Source organism: Flavobacterium hauense, assembly GCF_054457175.1.
Map to the genome: position 1 here is coordinate 15,631 of NZ_JBTKVX010000008.1, position 19,381 is coordinate 35,011.

General features: G+C 39.5%; 22 protein-coding genes and 3 tRNA genes. 15 read left to right on the forward strand and 10 right to left on the reverse strand.

Annotated elements, in window-relative coordinates; genetic code table 11:
- The first annotated feature begins 5 nt into the window (after positions 1–5).
- The 5 genes from ACX0HA_RS07115 (at position 6) to ACX0HA_RS07135 (ending at position 4,902) form a co-directional block, all read left to right on the forward strand.
- A complete protein-coding gene (locus tag ACX0HA_RS07115; protein ID WP_458844580.1) occupies positions 6–503 on the forward strand; it encodes a hypothetical protein in 498 nt (165 codons plus the stop codon).
- A 494-nt stretch (positions 504–997) separates the two neighbouring features.
- Positions 998–2,320 carry a serine hydrolase domain-containing protein gene (locus ACX0HA_RS07120; protein ID WP_458844581.1) on the forward strand — a complete coding sequence of 441 codons (1,323 nt, stop codon included), beginning with the start codon at positions 998–1,000 and terminating at the stop codon, positions 2,318–2,320.
- Positions 2,321–2,495: 175 nt separating this feature from the next.
- Positions 2,496–3,344, forward strand: a complete 849-nt coding sequence (locus ACX0HA_RS07125) for a transketolase (RefSeq protein WP_458844582.1) — start codon at positions 2,496–2,498, stop codon at positions 3,342–3,344.
- A gap of 94 nt (positions 3,345–3,438) precedes the next feature.
- Entirely contained in the window at positions 3,439–4,395 is a 957-nt protein-coding gene (locus tag ACX0HA_RS07130) for a transketolase family protein (protein WP_458844583.1), read from the forward strand.
- Positions 4,396–4,668: 273 nt separating this feature from the next.
- Positions 4,669–4,902 carry a hypothetical protein gene (locus ACX0HA_RS07135; protein ID WP_458844584.1) on the forward strand — a complete coding sequence of 78 codons (234 nt, stop codon included), beginning with the start codon at positions 4,669–4,671 and terminating at the stop codon, positions 4,900–4,902.
- A 381-nt stretch (positions 4,903–5,283) separates the two neighbouring features.
- On the opposite strand, the gene ACX0HA_RS07140 is transcribed toward ACX0HA_RS07135, so the two are convergent.
- Positions 5,284–6,270, reverse strand: a complete 987-nt coding sequence (locus ACX0HA_RS07140; RefSeq protein ID WP_458844585.1) for an FKBP-type peptidyl-prolyl cis-trans isomerase — start codon at positions 6,268–6,270, stop codon at positions 5,284–5,286.
- 142 nt (positions 6,271–6,412) lie between these two features.
- Between ACX0HA_RS07140 and ACX0HA_RS07145 the strand changes: the two genes are divergently transcribed.
- Both ACX0HA_RS07145 and ACX0HA_RS07150 read left to right on the forward strand, forming a co-directional pair.
- A complete protein-coding gene (locus ACX0HA_RS07145; protein WP_458844586.1) occupies positions 6,413–6,805 on the forward strand; it encodes an RNA-binding S4 domain-containing protein in 393 nt (130 codons plus the stop codon).
- Positions 6,806–6,857: 52 nt separating this feature from the next.
- The gene (locus ACX0HA_RS07150; protein ID WP_458844735.1) at positions 6,858–7,358 is read left to right on the forward strand and encodes a phosphoribosyltransferase family protein; all 501 of its coding nucleotides are present in this window, start codon (positions 6,858–6,860) and stop codon (positions 7,356–7,358) included.
- On the opposite strand, the gene ACX0HA_RS07155 is transcribed toward ACX0HA_RS07150, so the two are convergent.
- Entirely contained in the window at positions 7,355–7,870 is a 516-nt protein-coding gene (locus ACX0HA_RS07155; protein WP_458844587.1) for a shikimate kinase, read from the reverse strand. The two genes, ACX0HA_RS07150 and ACX0HA_RS07155, sit on opposite strands and share 4 nt — an antisense overlap.
- Positions 7,871–8,098: 228 nt before the next feature.
- Between ACX0HA_RS07155 and ACX0HA_RS07160 the strand changes: the two genes are divergently transcribed.
- From ACX0HA_RS07160 to ACX0HA_RS07170, 3 genes are all read left to right on the forward strand, one after another.
- Positions 8,099–8,171: transfer RNA gene (locus tag ACX0HA_RS07160), tRNA-Lys, on the forward strand.
- A 33-nt stretch (positions 8,172–8,204) separates the two neighbouring features.
- Positions 8,205–8,277: transfer RNA gene (locus tag ACX0HA_RS07165), tRNA-Lys, on the forward strand.
- 54 nt (positions 8,278–8,331) lie between these two features.
- A tRNA-Leu gene (locus ACX0HA_RS07170) sits at positions 8,332–8,413 on the forward strand.
- Between the two features lie 147 nt (positions 8,414–8,560).
- Here ACX0HA_RS07170 and ACX0HA_RS07175 read toward each other — a convergent pair.
- Together ACX0HA_RS07175 and ACX0HA_RS07180 are read right to left on the reverse strand one after the other, a co-directional pair.
- Positions 8,561–9,481 (reverse strand): helix-turn-helix domain-containing protein, encoded by a 921-nt coding sequence (locus ACX0HA_RS07175; RefSeq protein ID WP_458844588.1) that lies wholly within the window; start codon positions 9,479–9,481, stop codon positions 8,561–8,563.
- 69 nt (positions 9,482–9,550) lie between these two features.
- Complete coding sequence (locus ACX0HA_RS07180; protein WP_458844589.1) at positions 9,551–10,393, reverse strand: SDR family NAD(P)-dependent oxidoreductase; 843 nt, start codon at positions 10,391–10,393, stop codon at positions 9,551–9,553.
- A 310-nt stretch (positions 10,394–10,703) separates the two neighbouring features.
- Between ACX0HA_RS07180 and ACX0HA_RS07185 the strand changes: the two genes are divergently transcribed.
- The 3 genes from ACX0HA_RS07185 (at position 10,704) to ACX0HA_RS07195 (ending at position 12,501) form a co-directional block, all read left to right on the forward strand.
- Positions 10,704–11,135, forward strand: a complete 432-nt coding sequence (locus ACX0HA_RS07185; RefSeq protein WP_458844590.1) for a DUF1801 domain-containing protein — start codon at positions 10,704–10,706, stop codon at positions 11,133–11,135.
- A 143-nt stretch (positions 11,136–11,278) separates the two neighbouring features.
- Complete coding sequence (locus ACX0HA_RS07190) at positions 11,279–11,851, forward strand: fibrobacter succinogenes major paralogous domain-containing protein (RefSeq protein ID WP_458844591.1); 573 nt, start codon at positions 11,279–11,281, stop codon at positions 11,849–11,851.
- A 71-nt stretch (positions 11,852–11,922) separates the two neighbouring features.
- Entirely contained in the window at positions 11,923–12,501 is a 579-nt protein-coding gene (locus tag ACX0HA_RS07195) for a PhnA domain-containing protein (RefSeq protein WP_458844592.1), read from the forward strand.
- A 75-nt stretch (positions 12,502–12,576) separates the two neighbouring features.
- Here ACX0HA_RS07195 and ACX0HA_RS07200 read toward each other — a convergent pair whose 3' ends face one another.
- From ACX0HA_RS07200 to ACX0HA_RS07220, 5 genes are all read right to left on the reverse strand, one after another.
- Positions 12,577–12,894 (reverse strand): MazG-like protein, encoded by a 318-nt coding sequence (locus ACX0HA_RS07200; RefSeq protein WP_458844593.1) that lies wholly within the window; start codon positions 12,892–12,894, stop codon positions 12,577–12,579.
- 11 nt (positions 12,895–12,905) lie between these two features.
- Entirely contained in the window at positions 12,906–13,244 is a 339-nt protein-coding gene (locus tag ACX0HA_RS07205; RefSeq protein ID WP_458844594.1) for a nuclear transport factor 2 family protein, read from the reverse strand.
- A 92-nt stretch (positions 13,245–13,336) separates the two neighbouring features.
- On the reverse strand, positions 13,337–14,248 hold the full coding sequence (locus tag ACX0HA_RS07210) for a helix-turn-helix domain-containing protein (RefSeq protein ID WP_458844595.1): 912 nt from the start codon (positions 14,246–14,248) through the stop codon (positions 13,337–13,339).
- 49 nt (positions 14,249–14,297) lie between these two features.
- Positions 14,298–15,128 (reverse strand): SDR family oxidoreductase, encoded by an 831-nt coding sequence (locus tag ACX0HA_RS07215; protein ID WP_458844596.1) that lies wholly within the window; start codon positions 15,126–15,128, stop codon positions 14,298–14,300.
- Positions 15,129–15,231: 103 nt separating this feature from the next.
- Positions 15,232–15,750, reverse strand: coding sequence for an N-acetyltransferase family protein (locus ACX0HA_RS07220; RefSeq protein ID WP_458844597.1), 519 nt, complete (start codon positions 15,748–15,750; stop codon positions 15,232–15,234).
- A 240-nt stretch (positions 15,751–15,990) separates the two neighbouring features.
- Between ACX0HA_RS07220 and ACX0HA_RS07225 the strand changes: the two genes are divergently transcribed.
- Both ACX0HA_RS07225 and ACX0HA_RS07230 read left to right on the forward strand, forming a co-directional pair.
- Positions 15,991–16,995 (forward strand): aldo/keto reductase, encoded by a 1,005-nt coding sequence (locus ACX0HA_RS07225; protein ID WP_458844598.1) that lies wholly within the window; start codon positions 15,991–15,993, stop codon positions 16,993–16,995.
- A gap of 69 nt (positions 16,996–17,064) precedes the next feature.
- On the forward strand, positions 17,065–17,961 hold the full coding sequence (locus ACX0HA_RS07230) for a helix-turn-helix domain-containing protein (RefSeq protein WP_458844599.1): 897 nt from the start codon (positions 17,065–17,067) through the stop codon (positions 17,959–17,961).
- On the opposite strand, the gene ACX0HA_RS07235 is transcribed toward ACX0HA_RS07230, so the two are convergent.
- Positions 17,954–19,333 (reverse strand): exonuclease domain-containing protein, encoded by a 1,380-nt coding sequence (locus tag ACX0HA_RS07235; protein WP_458844600.1) that lies wholly within the window; start codon positions 19,331–19,333, stop codon positions 17,954–17,956. The two genes, ACX0HA_RS07230 and ACX0HA_RS07235, sit on opposite strands and share 8 nt — an antisense overlap.
- Positions 19,334–19,381: the final 48 nt, after the last annotated feature.

Sequence of the window (19,381 nt, forward strand, 5' to 3'; positions counted from 1 at the left end):
ACATTATGAAAAAATTACTTCTTTTATTGCTAATGATAACTTCGGCATACTCATTTGCAAGCACAGCACCACTAAAAATTGTAAACAACACACAATTCTATGTTAGCTATCAATTAATAACTTACCCCCCAATTGGCAGCGGACTTACACCTGAAGTTGCAACTTCAGGCAACTCACAGGGCCTTATTACAGTAGCACCTTTTTCAACTACAAATTATGATGTACCGGGAGCCCCAGGCCTTCCTTACAACCTTATACCTTCATGGAATGTAAATACAAATACCAATCAAATAAGCGGAAATACTGCCTATGCCAACTATGGTTCGAGATTTCGCTGGGGTAAATTCAAATTCTTTGTAAGCATCGAAGGTAATCCTTCTACTTCAATTGTTGGCGGAAACGTTGGCCCAATGGGAGACTTTATGAGTATAACTCAATCAGGTGTTACCATTGCATGGACACCGGCAGGAACAGGAGTTATAGTTACCATTTCTCCTGCTTAAATCTGACTCATTAAAATAGCAAAACCTGCTCACAATTGGGCAGGTTTTTTTTATATAATCATATATGTCACAAAACAATATTGCACTTTGTGCTTGCGATATTCATCAATAAGCATCTATCCCATTAAAAACAAAAGCATTAGACTGAAAAATTAAAAAACCAATATCTAAAATGCTCGGTATAATGGTCAACCAAATGGTTGACTATATAGGAGATGTAGATGGAAATGTAAATGAAGATATAATTTAAAATGGAATTTTAATTGTAGTTTTTGGAAAGGGGGTGCGGGGAAAACCATTACTGAAAGAATGGCTTCAGTAAACAAGGGCAATATCGTTCGTACCTTTGCAGTGTTGTTGTCGCCCGGGGATGAGATGGAGCGAACGGTCTTTGAAACTCTGCCACTCTGCCACTTTGAAACTCAAAAACTTCACAATTCCTGTAACAAACACAGGGGTTTTCCCGTCTTATCTCAAACCAACAATCTCAAATCATGAAAAACAGGATTACGCTTGCATTAGGTTGCTTTTTTATCGCACTTACTACCTTTGCCCAAGTGCCGGACAAAACAAAACTTGACCAGTATTTTGCCGCCCTTGAGGCAAATGATAAGTTTATGGGCACCGTAGCGGTATCGCAGAACGGTAAGACCATCTACACCAAATCCATTGGCTTTGCCGACAAGGATAAGAACCAGAAAATCAACGAAAACACCAAATTCAGGATTGGGTCCATCTCAAAAACCTTTACCGCTGTACTGATTTTTAAAGCCATCGAAGAAAAGAAACTGAAGCTTACCGATAATCTTTCGGCCTACTTTCCTACCATCCCTAATGCTTCTAAAATCACGATAGCGCAAATGCTGAACCATCACAGCGGAATCCACAGCTTTACTGATGATGAAGATTATACAAGCTGGATGACCCAGGCTAAAACGGAAGCCGAACTGGTTGCCATAATCGCTAAAGCACCTGCCGACTTTGAACCGGGAACACAGGGTAATTACAGCAACTCCAACTACGTTTTACTTAGCTATATCCTTGAGAAAACATACAAAAAGCCTTTTAAAGCCATCGCAGACGAAAAGATAATCAAGCCCCTTGGCCTTAAAAACACCTACTTTGGCGGAAAGATAAACCCTGCTAGTAACGAAGCCTATTCGTATGAGTTTGACGGTAGCTGGGCAAAATCTCCTGAAACAGACATGTCGGTTCCTATGGGAGCAGGTGCCATGGTGAGCAACCCTAACGACCTTTCGCGCTTTATCGAAGCTCTTTTTGCTGGCAAGCTCATTACCATGGAAAATTTAGAACAGATGAAAACCATTAGTGACGACTACGGAATGGGTTTATTCATGATCCCTTTCAACCATAGAAAAGGTTACGGGCACACAGGCGGCATAGACGGATTCAGCTCAATGCTGGCCTATTTCCCTGAAGATAAAGTTACATTTGCCCTGACTTCTAACGGAAACAGCATCAGTAACAACGACATTGCCATTGCGGCTTTAAGTTGGGTTTTCAACCAGCCATTTGAGATACCGAGCTTTAAAACCTTTGCGTATACCGATGCCGAGCTTAACGCTTATACAGGCACTTACACTACGTCCGAAATGCCTGTTTCATTCATCATTGCAAAAAATGGAAGCACATTGACGGCACAGGCCAGCGGACAGGGCGCCTTCCCTATTGAGTCATCCGAAAAGAACATTTTTAAGTTTGATGCTGCCGGCATTACCATAACATTTAAGCCCGAAACTAAAAGTTTCCTTATCGTACAGGGCGGCCATGGCGTAACTTTCACAAAGAAAGAGTAAAAGCCTTTCAGCCCTTTTTATAAATTAATGAGATATTCCCGTAAAAATCATCGTTTTACGGGAATATTTTTATTTATAAACACTGCTTTCATAACTTTTTGGAAATGTGGAATGTGCGGCTTCCGAAATCGAATTATCTGATTATCTTTGCACCAGTTTAACTTTAACAGAAAAAATGAAGCCTAACACACAACAACTTAACGACTTAACGACTCAGGTAAGAAGGGATATCCTTCGTATGGTGCACGCGGTAAACTCAGGACATCCCGGAGGATCGCTTGGCTGTACAGAATTTTTGGTAGCCCTTTACCAGGTTTTAATGGACCGCAAAGAAGGTTTTGACATGGACGGTATTGGCGAAGATCTATTCTTCCTTTCTAACGGACATATCTCTCCTGTATTCTATAGCGTACTTGCCAGAAGCGGATACTTCCCTGTAGCCGAGCTTGCTACTTTCCGTCTATTAAACTCAAGACTTCAGGGTCACCCTACTACACACGAAGGCTTACCAGGTGTGCGTATGGCCTCAGGATCTCTTGGTCAAGGAATGAGCGTTGCCATTGGTGCAGCACAAGCCAAAAAACTTAACGGAGACAACAAACTTGTTTACAGTCTTCATGGTGATGGTGAGCTTCAGGAAGGACAAAACTGGGAAGCTATGATGTATGCCTCGGCTTACAAAGTAGACAACTACATTGCTACAATTGATGTTAACGGTAAACAAATTGACGGACCAACTGACGAAGTACTTAACATGGGTAGCATCAGTGCTAAATTTGTTGCTTTCGGATGGGACGTTGTAGAAATTCAGCAAGGAAACAACATAGAAGCTATTATCGCAGGTATGCTTGACGCTAAATCAAGAACAGGCAAAGGAAGACCGGTTTGCGTTCTTCTTCATACCGAAATGGGTAATGGTGTAGACTTTATGATGCATACACACGCTTGGCACGGTAAAGCGCCAAACGATGAGCAGCTTCAAAAAGCGTTTGACCAGAATGCAATTACTTTAGGCGACTATTAATTTTTAGATAATAGATATGAGAATTGAGATGTGAGATAACGCTCACTACAAAATATCAATACTCAACACTAAAATCTCACTACTTAAAAAGAACATGAAAAAATATACAAATACAGGAAGTAAAGATACCCGTTCAGGTTTTGGAGCGGGACTAACTGAACTTGGAAAAACTAACGAAAATGTAGTTGCCCTTTGTGCTGACCTTATCGGGTCGCTTAAGATGGACGACTTTAAAGCGAACCACCCTGAGCGTTTCTTTCAGGTAGGTATCGCTGAGGCTAACATGATTGGTATGGCTGCAGGCATGACCATTGGCGGAAAGATTCCTTTCACAGGAACTTTTGCTAACTTCTCTACTGCAAGGGTTTATGACCAGATTCGCCAGTCGGTTGCTTACTCTGACAAAAACGTAAAAATATGTGCTTCTCACGCCGGACTTACTCTTGGCGAAGATGGCGCAACACACCAAACACTTGAAGACATCGGTTTGATGAAAATGCTTCCGGGCATGACGGTAATCAACACGTGTGACTACAACCAGACTAAAGCGGCTACTATTGCTATCGCTGAGCACCACGGACCGGTTTATCTTCGTTTTGGACGTCCGTCTGTACCAAACTTCACTTCTGAGACAGGTGAGGATTTCGTAATCGGAAAAGCAGTGATGCTTAATGAAGGCACTGACGTTACCATCGTAGCTACAGGTCACCTTGTATGGGAAGCTCTTGTTGCTGCCGAAGCTCTTGAGGCTAAAGGTATCTCTACAGAGGTTATCAACATTCACACTATCAAGCCACTTGATGATGAGGCTATCCTTAAATCGGTTGCTAAAACAAAATGCATTGTAACTGCTGAAGAACATAACATTATTGGCGGACTTGGAGAAAGCGTTGCACGTGTGCTTGCGCTTAACAGCCCTGTTCCACAAGAATTTGTTGCAGTAAACGATACTTTTGGAGAATCAGGAACACCTGCCCAGCTTATGGACAAGTACAAACTGAACAGTGCAGCTATTATCGAAGCTGTTGAAAAAGTGATCAAAAGAAAATAATTTTCTTTTTCAGATATAGAGAAATCCCGTTCGAAAGATCGGGATTTTTTGTTTTATTTCTTGTTTAGAGATGTTGCATTCGTCTGGCATAAATACAGTCCCAAAAACCCATCTACTACGAACACTTATTCATCATCACGAGATTAGCTCTACACCTTCTATAAACTTTAAAGATAACACACGTCACAATTCACAAACCTTATATTAATGTTTAGGTAATCTTTAAAAGCGTCTGCCATGTTAAATTTGTAGCCCAATTTTTAAATTTTACACATGAATGATGATTTAATAGATATTTTTGAAATTTTTATAACAACACCAGATAAAAATATAGCCGAGATAAATTTTGAGCTCCTTATAACTCACTTTTCCGGCCAAAAAAAAGACACAACCTATTTTGTAAAATTAAAAAATGACTTTTTTCATTATAAGCCCTGGGAAATTATAGGTATACACTCTGCCCTGAAGGTCGAATTCGAAAGACTGAGCGGACTAAGAATACATTAGGCTGTTTTATACAAATTTCGACAAAAAATCCAATTACGTATTACATCTAAAGAAATGATCAACATTACAATTAATCAAAAAACGCATTTCATCCGATAATTTTAACATCTCATCGGATGAAATGCATTAAGCTTTTTTCTGACTAATATTTTTTGTTCATTTACTATACCAAACAAAAAATACTAATACATAACATCTTACTATGAAAACGATGCTAAAAAACTATCTGCCAGCTATTGTTCTTATTATCACATTAACCGATGTATACAAGGCACTCGAGATCTTTTATCCAACGGCACTCTAACTCAAAGCATATTATTACGTCTAAATAAAAAAAATCCCAACCTTACAGATTGGGATTTTTTAATTTATACTTTGAAATTATTGGGCTATTCCGCCTCTACATGCATTATCCATGTATTTCGGAACAAAATAATTCTTTCTTATTGTGTTAGCACATTTAAACTCCTCTTTAAGAGAACCGTCTTCATTAAACATCTCATCATAGGTATAATACTCGGTCGTGCTTGGAAGTCCATTTACTAATTTTCTTATCTCATCCTTAGTCAGGAAACCATCACCATCATCATCCGTATCAGCATAATTAGGAATCCCATCACCATCTGTATCCGAAAAAACAACAGCAATGCGAGCACCGGTCTCATCATTAATTTCAAACTCATCTTTGTTCAGTATCTTATCTCCGTCAATGTCGGTATAGGTAACATCAAACAGTTGAAAAGTGAACACCATACATGAGTAAGCAGGCACAAGGTTGCTTGGTGAAGCATTAAAATAAGATAATCCAGATGGCAGGAACATCGCTCCAGCGCCAAAATCGGCAAATGAAGCCGGATTACCGTCGTCTCCACCTAAATAAGTACCACTGTTAAAAAGAGGCAATATATCCTGCCAGCCTTTAGCTACTACACTATTAAGAGAAAAACCTTCTCCAGATACAGGCCTGTAATCAAACTGGGTACCATTAAGAAGCGTACCCCTGTAATTTACGGTAATGTCATCAACACCCGATGGAGCATCTCCTACCCCCTGGCGGAAGTTAAGATAGTAAACAGTATAATCTATTCCGTTTCTGCGAACAACTGTATTCTTTAGTGGAAATTCAGTATTATCCCAAATAGAAGGCTTGGTAGTTCCCTCAGTGATCGCAGGGAAATTAGCCTCATAAGTAGTCTCGTTAAGTTCTATATAATGTGTCTTAAGAAACTTGGTAATACTGTCCATATCGGCTTTATTCTGTACTCCAAAATCCCTCGGAGGCGCTATGCTGACATCGTCATCTTTTTTACACGAAGCAAAAAAAGCGATAAGGGCTATAAGACTGAAAGCCTTTAAAATTCTGTTCATTTTAATTTTTTTTAATGGGCGCAAGATACAATTTTCATTTATTTTTGTACTGAACTCATCCTGACTTTTTTCAGCTAGCTATAAAAGCTGCTGTTTGATCAAAAAGAGTTCTTGCTAATAACAACGATTTTTAAGAATTAGTATGAGGATTGACAAATATTTATGGTGTGTGCGTTATTATAAAACCCGCAGTATTGCCACACAAGCCATACAAAAAGGACATGTTACCGTAAACGGGCAACAGGCCAAAGCTTCACGCGAGGTTTTTCCGACGGATAAGATTACCGTGCGCCGTGATCAGATAAACTACAAGCTTACCGTTCTTGATGTACCCGCTAACCGTGTAGGCCCAAAACTGGTTGACATGTACCGAAAAGACGAAACACCCGCCGAAGCGTTTGAGCACCTAGAGCTGCTTAAGCTGTCAAAAGCACATTACCGCGCTACAGGAACCGGAAGGCCAACCAAAAAAGACCGCCGCGACCTTGACGATTATGGTGATGATGTAAAAGATTCGGATTTTGACTTTGAATAAAATCTGACCATATAGCCAACTCTTTTTTATCTTTGAACAAATTATACTTTATATAATGAAAAATATAATCCTAACCCAACAGGAAATAGACCATAAAACCAGGCGTATTGCCTACCAGATATATGAAACTTTTCCTGAAGATACCGAAGTGGTGCTTGCCGGAATTGCCAGCAACGGCTATCTGTTTGCCCAAAAACTGGCAACGGAAATAGAAAACATATCTGAGATTAAGGTTACGTTGTGTGAGGTTAAGATTAACAAGCAACAACCGCTTGAACCGGTTCAGACTTCACTGAAACCTGAAGAGTATGCCAACAAAAGCCTTGTGCTTGTAGACGATGTACTAAACAGCGGTACAACACTTATATATGGCGTAAGGCATTTTCTTGACGTACCACTTAAGAAATTCAAAACTGCAGTATTGGTAGACCGAAACCATAAACAATACCCTGTAAAGGCAGATTTTAAAGGACTTTCGCTTTCTACTTCGCTTCGCGAGAATGTACAAGTGGTTTTGGATGAAAAAGAACAATACGCTTTCCTGGAAGACTAGATCAGCTTCATAATCTCGTTTACGATTTCTTCCGGCGATTTACCATCGGCAGCTATGACGTGTTTTGCCTGATGATAATAATAGCTGCGCTCAAAAAGGTGCTGCGCGATGAACTCGTCCAGTTCATCTTGTTTTAGCGCATCTAATAATGGGCGCTGTCCCGACTGATTGCGCAGCCGCTTTGCCAACTCCCCTACACTTACCTTAAGATATACGGATACAACATCGTCCTGCTGCAGTATCAAATGATTATTGGCATATACAGGTGTACCACCACCAAGACTTAAAATAAAGCTTTCTCTGCCACTTACTATAGCAGCAAGAGCCTCGTGTTCCAGTTTCCTGAATTTAATCTCACCTCCTTCTTCAAACAACTGCGGAATAGTTTTTCCGGTATTCTGCTCGATAACCTCGTCCAGGTCGATGTAGGGCAATCCCGCCTTTTCAGAAAGAAGTTTTGCCGTTGTCGTTTTACCCGATGCCATGTAACCGCACAATATTACTTTTTTCATACTGCAATTTTAGTTACTTTTTTTGTGAGAAGACCTTATTTTACCTGAAATAATCCTTAATCATAAGGTAAGGTTAAAATGATGTAAAATTTTCTTTAGTAATAAGACCCTAAAAATAAAGGCGTTAAAAAAAATAATATAAAAAATATAAAATTTCTCTCAAAAACGCTTTGAATAATGAATAATAGATGCGTATATTTGCACCCGCATTCAGGGAATGAAATAACAGACTCGGTAGCTCAGCTGGTAGAGCACATCACTTTTAATGATGGGGTCCTGGGTTCGAATCCCAGCCGGGTCACTAGTAAGACCTGATTTTATTTCCTGAAAGCAAGACTCGGTAGCTCAGCTGGTAGAGCACATCACTTTTAATGATGGGGTCCTGGGTTCGAATCCCAGCCGGGTCACAAAAAGTTAAGCTCACGCTTAACTTTTTTTGTTTATACTACATTTTGGATTTTGGCCACGTGGAGAAACTGGTAGACTTGCCATCTTGAGGGGGTGGTGCTGAAAGGCGTATGGGTTCGAATCCCATCGTGGTCACGAATAAATAAAAACCGCTTTTAAAAATACTGAGCTTGCTCGAAGTCTTTTTAAAAGCGGTTTTTATTTTCAAAGCGGAGCTTCGTAGTGAGTCTGAAAGCAATCCCATTCGTGACACCAAAAAATATTACACTAAACCTCTTCCGCTTAATTAAAGCTCCTCCTGAATTCTACCGGAGAAAGGTTGGTTTTGGTTTTAAATAGCTTACTAAACGATTGAGGGTGCTCAAAGCCCAGGCGATAAGCTATCTCACTAACCGATAGGACTGTTATTGAAAGTTGTTCCTTGGCTTTTTCTATTAACTTGTTATGTATGTGCTGTTGGGCATTCTGTCCGGTAAGCGAACGCAGCATGTCGCTAAGGTAACTGGACGATATGTTCAGCCTATCTGCAAGGTACTGCACAGTAGGTATACCCCCACTAACCGATTGTTCGCTACCAAAATATTCATCCAGAATTTCTTCAAGGTTTTCGAGCAGGTTGTTACTCATAGCCTTGCGGGTTATGAACTGGCGTCGGTAAAAACGATTGGCATAATTAAGCAGTAGTTCAATCTGTGAGATGATCACATCCTGGCTGAAATCATCGAGGCGGCTGTTGAGTTCCTCTTCAATAATCTCAAAAAAGGAAATTATTACAGCTTTTTCTTTGTCAGACAGATGCAGTGCCTCATTAGCCGAATAGGCGAAAAAACCATATTGTTTTATTTTTTTTGCCAAAGGATACGACAATAAAAAATCAGGATGAATAAGCAATGTATATTGTGAGCATACTCCCCCATGGTTTTCATCATTGCCTATTATCTGCCCTGGAGCCGCAAAAAGCAGTCCGCCCTCATCAAAGTCATAATAATGCTGGCCGTATTTAATACGTCCGCTTAAACGGGGCTTGTATGATATTTTATAAAAATGAAGTACATGAGACTGCGGAACATTGTGCTCTACCACCCGGGTACTTTCAGCTCCCAATATGGTTATAAGCGGATGATTGGGCTCCGGCAAACCAAAAGCACGTGCTGCTTCGGTTAGCGATGTAAAGTTGTATGGCAGGTTTTCGTCTTTTTTCATTTGCTGAAAATTTATATAAAGATAACCGATAATCAGCAGACTATCGGTTACCTATTTAATTCTTTACTATTATCCCTGAGCGGCGATGGCTACATTTTCCCAAGCTTCCCATTCGGCCATTCGTTCTGCATATGCTTCTTTAACCCACGCAAGGTTGTTACTGCCAAGCGAAAGTCGCAATGGTGGATTTTCGGCATCTATAGCAGTAAATAATCCTGTCGGGGTAGCATCGGGATTACCACGCTCCATGTTTTGCAGGCTCTGGAAAAAGTTATTTTTAAAGTCATTGTAAATATCCATTCCCGGAGCAAACTTAAGCGACTCCTGACTTCCAAATTCGGTAGCATAGGCCCCCGGCTCTATAATGGTTACTTTAATACCAAAGTCCTTAACCTCTACTGAAAGGCTTTCGTGTATTGCTTCAAATGCCCATTTAGACGAAGCATAGTAACCTATGACCGGAAGTGTTACATGTCCCAGATTACTCGATGTACCCAGTATATGACCATACCCCTGCTCCCTTAGTATTGGTAAAGCCGCCTGTATTACAGCAAGCGCACCGAAAATATTAGTATCATACATAGCCTTAACATCATCGGCACTGGCTTCTTCAATAGTACCTACCAGCGAGTAGCCCGCATTATTCAATACTATATCCAACCTGCCAAAATGAGCATGGGCTTTCTGCACTACTTCTTTTGCCTGTGTTGCGTTCGTTACATCAAGTTCCAGTGTAAGTACTTTGTTACCAAACTGTTCGTTAAGTACAGCTATGCTCTCCATTTTACGGGCTGTAGCAACTACCTTATCGCCACGTTTTAATGCCGCCTCTGTCCATACACGGCCAAAACCACGGGAAGCTCCTGTAATAAACCAAACTTTTGTGTTATCTGTTGTTTTTTGATCCGACATAATTTTTATGTTTTTTAAATTGATAGTACAAAGTTCGGCAGACAGAACATGGTAAACGTAGCCTAATCAGGGTAGAACTTAGCCTAAATGAGAAAAGCGTCATTTTAAATTTGTCCCATCCTCCCTCCCACTTGTCTTTAATGCACATTTATATAAAAAATCAGATACTATACTTTTGGTATATATAATAAACCAAACACTATGAGAACAATAATTTCATTTGTACAGATCTCGCTTGATGGATTTCACTAAAACAATCACTCACATCCCATAAAAAAAAACGAAATTTGAAAAACAGAAACATTTTCTTATGAACACAGAAGAGCAAATCAAAGAATATACAGCCAGCCAGCCGGAACCGAAGCGCAGTGACATGGAAGCATTGCACCAATGTATACTTCAGGCTATGCCGGGATGTAAATTATGGTTTCTTGATGGAAGGAATAGCGAGGGCAAAGTGGTTTCCAATCCTAATATAGGATATGGTTCCTATATCATAAAATATGCCGACGGTTCAACAAAAGAGTTTTATCAGGTCGGCCTGAGTGCCAACACAACCGGAATATCGGTTTACATTATGGGTCTTGAAGACAAGAAATACTTAGCCGAAACCTTTGGGACAGCAATAGGCAAAGCAAGCGTAACCGGTTATTGTATTAAGTTTAAAAAACTAAGTGACATAAACGTTGATGTACTTGAAGAGGCAATACGATACGGCGTTACGGCTTCGAAAGATAAATAGATTATTACTACCAATAGAGATCAATCAAACCGCAATAGAAAGACAGTTGTGGTTTTCCATTTACAAAACACGTAAAAACACCTGTTCGCATTCTGCTTGTTGTCAATATTTTTGAAAGATTATTATATCAATACATTTTAAAAATGAGTACAACCAATATAAACGAAGTAAAAATAGGAGAACAGATATGGACAACCCGAAACCTGGATGTAGCAACATATTGTAATGGCGATCCAATTTTTCAGCCAACAAATGAATTAGACTGGCTGGAGGCATCCCGAAGCAAAACTCCGGCATGCTGCGCTTATGACTTTGTAGAATCAAACATACCTATCTGGGGAAGGCTATATAACTGGTATGCAGTTAACGACCCAAGAGGACTCGCTCCCGAAGGCTGGCATATACCTACTAGCCGTGAATGGATGAAATTAGTAGATTTTCTGGGAGAATCAACTGCCGGTCATAAACTAAAATCTTTTGACCATTGGGGAGGATCTTGGGGCTCTAACGAGAGCGGATTTACAGGTTTTCCGGCTGGAGCAGGAACATATGGTGGTGGAGGTATATTTTTAGGAGATAAAGCCTATTTTTGGAGTTCTGACAGACAGTCCCATGAATCTTCATTCACACTTAAACTGGGAAGAAGCTTTTATACGTCGTTCCTCGACGTTCATCACTCATCACCCCAATCAATACGATTTATTAAGAATATATAGTTCAAACTATACTGTATACATCGCATTTTTCCCTTCATTTCTTTACCTTTGCCGCAAATACAAAGACCATCATGAAATTAGAAGATATACTGAAGCAAAGAAGCGGAAACGTTTGTGAACTGAGTGGTGATAGCGAAAACTTATTTGTTTACGAAGTTCCTCCTGACCAAAACACCGGTGCTGACGGCTCTATACTTATCAGTGAGAAATGCCTGAACCAGATTGACAAAAAAGAAGAATTAGACGCCAGCTTCTGGCAGGGCATACTACCCACATCGATGTGGAGCGAGGTTCCGGCTGTACAGGTTGTTTCATGGCGCATGCTTAACCGTTTCCGTAACGAAAGCTGGGCTGCTGATGCACTTGATATGATGTATCTTGACGATGCGAACCTGGAATGGGCTAAAGCTACAGGAGACCATACCGGAGACGGAACGATTGAATTCCACAAAGACAGTAATGGCAATATTCTTCAGAATGGTGATACTGTAACACTTATTAAAGACCTTGATGTGAAAGGCTCCACGCTAAACGCAAAGATTGGTACAGCAGTGCGCAATATCCGTTTGGTACACGACAACCACGAACAGATTGAAGGAAAAATAGAAGGCCAGCAGATTGTTATCCTTACCAAATATGTAAAGAAATAATCTTCTCGTTAACGATAAATACAAAACCCGGAGCAGTAATGTTCCGGGTTTTGTATTTTGGCTTCGTATGAATTATTAAAAAAGCTTCTCCGTTTTTTTGAGGAAGTTGTCAATGGCAACTTTTATATCGATGCCTGATCTTTCTGCTAAGACAATCAGCCACCATATATTTTCACCGAGTTTATGCTCAAGTTCATTATGGGAATCTGATTTAGGCCAGCGCTTTTGTTCTGACATTATATTTCGGCCTATTAGTCCTGCATCGGTCAGATAAGCCAACGCATCCTCCTCAACTGTCCATTTGCTATCGTGATGAAGCAATTCTAACTCATGATATTTTTTCCTGATCTCAAGAGAACGACTTATGATAGTGTCAAAATTATTTTTATCCATTTCTTTATTTTTTAATGTAGTAAATCAGCTTTTACAAATGCTATCTTATTATTTTTAAAGGTAAGATCAAACATTCCTCCTATTGAGCCTTCAGTAAAGTCACCAATAAATTCAACTTCTAAATGTACAAATATATCGTCTTTAATTTGCAGATGTACCAGTCGGGTTTGAGTATTATAACCTATAAAATAATCTTGAAAATAATCCTTGATGCCTTCATGCCCTATGAACTTTCTTCCTACAGAAGGGTCATCTAAAATAGCATCCGCCCAATAAAATTCTAAGTATTGTTCTACATCGAATGCGTTGCCGGCTGCAATCCAATCGTTTATAAAAGTATGTATATCCATTATTGTATTTTTATTTAAGAAATAGAAATGAGAATACTGCCCGGCTTCCATGAACGGAATAGTATATAGTATGCCGGTAAGCTTCAATTTGTTTAATTAAGAAGTGTCTTTTTATAATCCAGAGGCGATAATCCTGTCTTGTTTTTAAAAAGTTTATTAAAAGATTGTGGATGCTCAAAACCTAAGTGGTAGGCAACCTCTGCTACTGTGAATTCATTTTTAGCTAAATATTCCTTTGCTTTATTAATTACTTTATCATGGATAAACTGTTGCGTATTCTGCCCTGTAAGGTTACGCAATAAATCACTCAGGTATCGTGGTGTGAGATTTAATTGTTCTGCTATCCAATTCACAGATGGCAAACCTTTAATTAATGATTCATCGTCCTTAAAGTAATCATCTAATAAAATTTCAAGCTTATTTAAAATATCGTTATTAATAGCCTTTCGGGTAATGAACTGACGGTCGTAAAAACGATTAGCATAATTTAGCAACAACTCTATCTGGGAAAGAATCACATCCTGACTGAATTTATCTATCCTCTGCTCTAATTCTTCACTAATAAAACGATAAACATTTAAGATAGTTTCCTTTTCCCTTTCCGAAAGATATAGCGCCTCAGCAGCAGAGTAACTAAAAAAACCAAACTGCTTTATAGCTGTACTAAGCGGATAAGGCTGCAAAAAGTCAGGATGAATATGTAAAGTCATCCCATCATAATTTGCTTCTTCATCCTGCATTCGCAGTAATTGTCCCGGAGCAATAAAAGACATCCCTCCCTCTTCAAAATCATAAAAGCCCTGTCCGTACCTAAGTCTTCCCGAAAAACTGGTCTTAAAGGATATTTTATAAAAGTTCAGTATAATGCCCTGCTCATAGTCTTTAGGGTCAAAACATGCCTCTCCATAGTTCATAATACTGATTAATGGATGAACAGGAGCTTGCTGTCCCATTGCTTTATGAAGCTGGGAAAGGGAGTTGAATATTACAGGCTGTTTTTTCATTTCAAACAAATTTAATCAAAATTAAAACGAAAGTTTTTCCGGCATATCATTAAACTAATAGCCCCATCTTGCTGTTAAACAAAAACTGGGATCTTATCTTTTTAAACTGCGTTTCAGGTCCAAGTTCTATTCGTTCTTCATATAATGCAACCGCATCATTTCCTGCAATATATCGAAGTTGTTCTTTCCCGTCAGTTGCTGCTGTAAAAATTATTTTTGCTACATCTTCCGGCTTAGTATAATTTGCAATCTGTTCAGGACTATAGCCTTCGCTAACTTTAGCGGTTAATTGCTGATAAGCATCGTGGGAGCGGCCTTGCAGGGAACGGCCGGCAAAATCGGTTTGCATTCCGCCCGGAGCTATTACTTTTACTTTGATACCAAACTGCGCAAGCTCGTAAGCAAGACCTTCAGAAAAACCATCGACAGCAAATTTGGTAGCACTGTAAACTGAACAGGTTGGGAAACTCAATAAACCAAATGTAGAAGTTATGTTGATAAAAGTTCCGCTCTGCTTCTGTCTGAAATAAGAAAGGAATGCTCTGGAAACATTGATTACACCAAATAGATTAGTCTGAATCTGTGCGTTAATCTGTTCATCGGTAAAAGCCTCTAACGGGCCTATTAATCCGTATCCTGCATTATTCAGCACCACATCAACATCCTGATACTTCAGTAATTCAGTAATAGTTTCATTAATCTGTTTAGGATTGGTAACATCAAGACATAATAATGTCACATTTTCCAGTTGATTTAGTTCTGTCTCTTTTTCAGGGTTACGCATTGTCGCTATTACATTCCAGCCTTGTTGCTGAAATAATTTAGCCGTAACTTTCCCTAACCCTGAAGAAGCTCCTGTAATAAAAATTGTCTTTTGCATAATATTTTGTTTTAATTGTATGATGCAAAATTCAGTACTTACAGCGTTTAAAAATTAGTCGAAATGACATAAACAGTAGCCAAAACGACAAGCTTATCTATTTTTATAGTTTGGAATTATCAAGTACTTTCTCATAAGCCCTTCGGGTACTTCCCCTGAAATAGACTTCACCACAGTAGACATAACCAAGTTTTTCAAAAATCCTCATCATGGCAGGATTATCAAAATTAGTGTCCACTTTTATGCTGTTGATATTGTTTTGCAGCGCCAATTCTTCAATGTGATTTAAAATTTGAGCCGATAATCCTTTTCCCAGGTAATCAGGCGAAACAGCTATCCTGTGCACTACCACAAAATCGCCATTTGTAAGCCATTTGCCTTCAATCCCGGCATAAGCAGGTTCGTCATTAATCAGAACTGCACTATATCCTATGATTACCTCATCATCGGTCAGTACATAGCCAACACCTTTATCAATATCGTTTTGTATAACATCCGGATTTGGGTAACCGTCCTGCCACTGCCTGCTGCCATCTTCTTTACGGCGTATGATGGCCTGTTCCAGTATATCCCATATCTGGGAAGCATCTCCTTTTTGTGCTTTTCTAAACTTGTATTCCATAAGTATAAATATAGGGCAAACAGTAATCTGCTGCAATGTTACATCTTAGAATTTTTTCCTTCTTCGTATGTAGTCCCATAGATACCGGCAGCTTATTGCCTGTAGCACGCAGGTGACTAGTCCTAAAATAAGTTGACTTTTTTAGAACTAGTCATACCCCGATTTGCATACAACCTTCAGGGATTTGAATACGCCTGGCTCTGTAAGGATGCTGAACTTTGTCTTGTAAAAATTTAATATATGGAAATTAAGAAGATATCATTAGGTAACCAGGGATTGATAGTACCCTCTATTGGTTTAGGCTGTATGGGCATGACCGGTTTTCAGGAAGGAAATATGTATGGCCCCGCAGATGAGAAGGAAGCCATAGCAACCATTCACAGATCGCTTGAATTAGGCGGCAACTTTTTAGACACAGCCGATTTGTATGGCCCATTTAAAAACGAACAGCTTATTGCCAAGGCTATTAAAAACAATCGCGACAAATATATCCTCGCCAGTAAATTTGGTTGGGAAATTGACGATAACGACAACGTAACATGGGCCATCAATGGTAAAAAAGAATATGTAAAAAAAGCTGTTGAGCGTTCTTTAAAAAACCTCAACACAGATTATATCGACCTTTACTATATGCATCGCCTTGATAAAAGTACACCTATAGAGGAAACCGTTGATGCCATGAGCGAACTGGTTAAAGAAGGCAAAATAGGTTACATAGGCCTATCTGAAGTTTCTTCGGAAACTGTGACAAGAGCCCATGCGATTCATCCGGTTACAGCAGTACAAAGCGAATACTCTTTATTTGAACGTACTGTAGAAGAACGTGGCGTACTGAAAACCTTAAACGATTTGGGAATAGGCTTTGTTGCTTATTCACCTCTTGGCCGTGGTTTCTTATCAGGTCAAATTCGCAGTATCGACGATTTGCCTGAAAATGATTTCAGACGTAATATTCCACGCTTTCAGGAAGAACACTTCTATAAAAACATGGAACTAATAAATGCCATTGAGACTATGGCTAGAGAAAAAGACATAACCTCTTCTCAACTGGCACTGGCATGGATAATGAGCAAAGGCATTTTACCTATACCGGGAACAAAACGCAGAAAATACCTGGAACAAAACATTGCTTCTACAAGTATTGAATTAAGCAAAGCTGAAATATCGAGACTGGAAAGTATCGTTCCGTTAGGAACAGATACCGGCAACCCGTATGATGAATTCAGTATGGGGCTTATCGATTAAATTTATGTAAGGCTGTATTTTTAACAATGCAGCCTTTATTCTATTATCTGTAATGACTAAATTAGTTTTATGAATGCAATCAAATCCATATCAGAATTTCACAGGCTGTTATCATTACCTGAACCTCGCCACCCTTTAGTAAGCGTTATTAATCTTAACGAATGTATTTTTCTGGAAGATGATATTTGGAAAGGATTTGTAAACCGTTTTTATTGTGTGGCCTTAAAAAGGGAAGCAAAAGGCAAAATAAAATATGGCCAGCAGCATTATGACTATGATAAAGGCGTATTGAGCTTTACCGCTCCAAATCAGGTTCAGAACCTGGATTTACAAACTGTAGAATGCGGATCGGGCAATCTGCTTATTTTTCATCCCGACTTTCTGTTAAAGCATTCATTGGCAAACACTATTCATAGCTATGGATTTTTCTCTTATGCGGTAAATGAAGCATTGCACCTATCGGCAGAAGAGGAAGACAATCTTATAGCAATACTCAATAAAATCGATAAAGAATGCATACACATAGATAAGCATACGCAGGAAATTATCCTTTCGCAAATTGAATTGCTGCTCAACTATTCAAAACGTTTTTATGAGCGTCAGTTCATTACGCGAAAAAACAACAATCATCAGTTGCTTATAAAATTTGAACAAATCATTGATGATTATTTTAACGCTAACGATGACTCTCCACGTACTCTGCTAACCGTTAACCATATTGCAGGACTCATGAATCTCTCGCCAAATTACCTTAGCGATTTGCTGCGTGTGCATACAGGGCAAAATACCCAGCAGCACATACACGAAAAGCTTATTGAAAAGGCTAAAGAAAAACTTTCAACTACAAGTTTATCCGTTAGTGAAATTGCTTATACACTTGGTTTTGAGCATGCACAATCATTCAGCACTCTCTTTAAGAAGAAAACCGATATGTCACCAATGGAATTCCGCCAAACGTTTAATTAGCAACCTCTGATGTTTTAAAAACCTTTGCCGGGTAACGCGCTGCATAATTAGATACAAGCTGCATGATGTAGTCGTTGCTTCTATATGGTGTAACATACTCTTTTATTTCAGTAGCCTCAGCAATGCCAACCTCTGAACTGATATAGCCCATACCATAAAAATGGCCGTTTTCAACCCAGATGCAGCTGCGCTCGTCTGCAGTCCTGCCCTTATCGATAATGGCAAAACTTGGTTTATTGGCTACAACAAAATCAATAGCCTTTTGTACCTGGTCGTTATGAACCTCAACATCGGGCAAATCGGTTAGGTCGTATTTCTGGATGGCCTCTTTCTCCCCTGAAACACAATATTTGCAAAACCTGTAATCAATCTCAAACTGTAGTGAAAGATTACGAAGCAAATCAATACCTGAATGAAGATTATTAAAAACCTGAACACCTGTCTGGAATTTAGTTAGCCTGCCAACGGCAAGATATCTGTAACCGCTTCGGGCTTCGTATTCATACAATCCGAATTTTGCTTCAAAACGTTTTAATGCCTTGTTGTGTACCGGCCATAAGTGCTTTATTTCGGTACACTCCAATAAAAGTGCCATTAGTTCGGTAGCGCAAACTTCAAACGAAATTCCGTGAATATCCCTTAAAAAATGTTGTCGTTGCGGCGTAATCTTATGTCCACTGAAATGTGAAGCCACACGTTTTTTTAAGTTAACGGCTTTACCCACATAGACTACCTTCTTAGCCTCATTATAAAAATAATAAACACCCGGCTTTTCCGGCAGCTGCTCAAAGTCGGCAGGAGGTAAATTTGGTGGAAGCCGCTGGTCTTGTGCCGTCTTCCTAACCATTCGGTCTATTTCCCCATCTGTATCCCATTCGAGCAATCGGGAAAACAATATTGTAGTAGCATCGGCATCGCCACCAGCCCTGTGTCTTTGCTGTACCGGTATATCAAGTGATCGGCAGAGGTTGCCGAGGCTATAGGAACTTAAACCCGGTTTTATCTTTCTGGCCGCACGTACCGTACATAACTTTCTGGCTGTCCATTTAAAACCTGACTCTTCCAACTGATGACGTACAAATGAATAATCAAAGTTTACATTATGTGCAACGAAAATGCGGCCATTGAGCATCTCGAATACTTTTTCGGAAATGTCATCAAAGATAGGAGCATCGCGAACCATTTCATTATTGATCCCTGTAAGGGCAAAAATGGGGATCGGGATTTCTTTCTGCGGATTGACAAGCGTTTCCCAGCGGTCGACAACACTTGTACCATCATGTATAATGATTGCGATTTCTGTAATGCGGCTGCCACTGGCATTACCGCCCGTGGTCTCGATATCTACTATGGCATACTCCTGCTTTTTCATCTAATCAACCCATTGATATTCAAGGCGCAATGTAGTCAATCGCAGGCT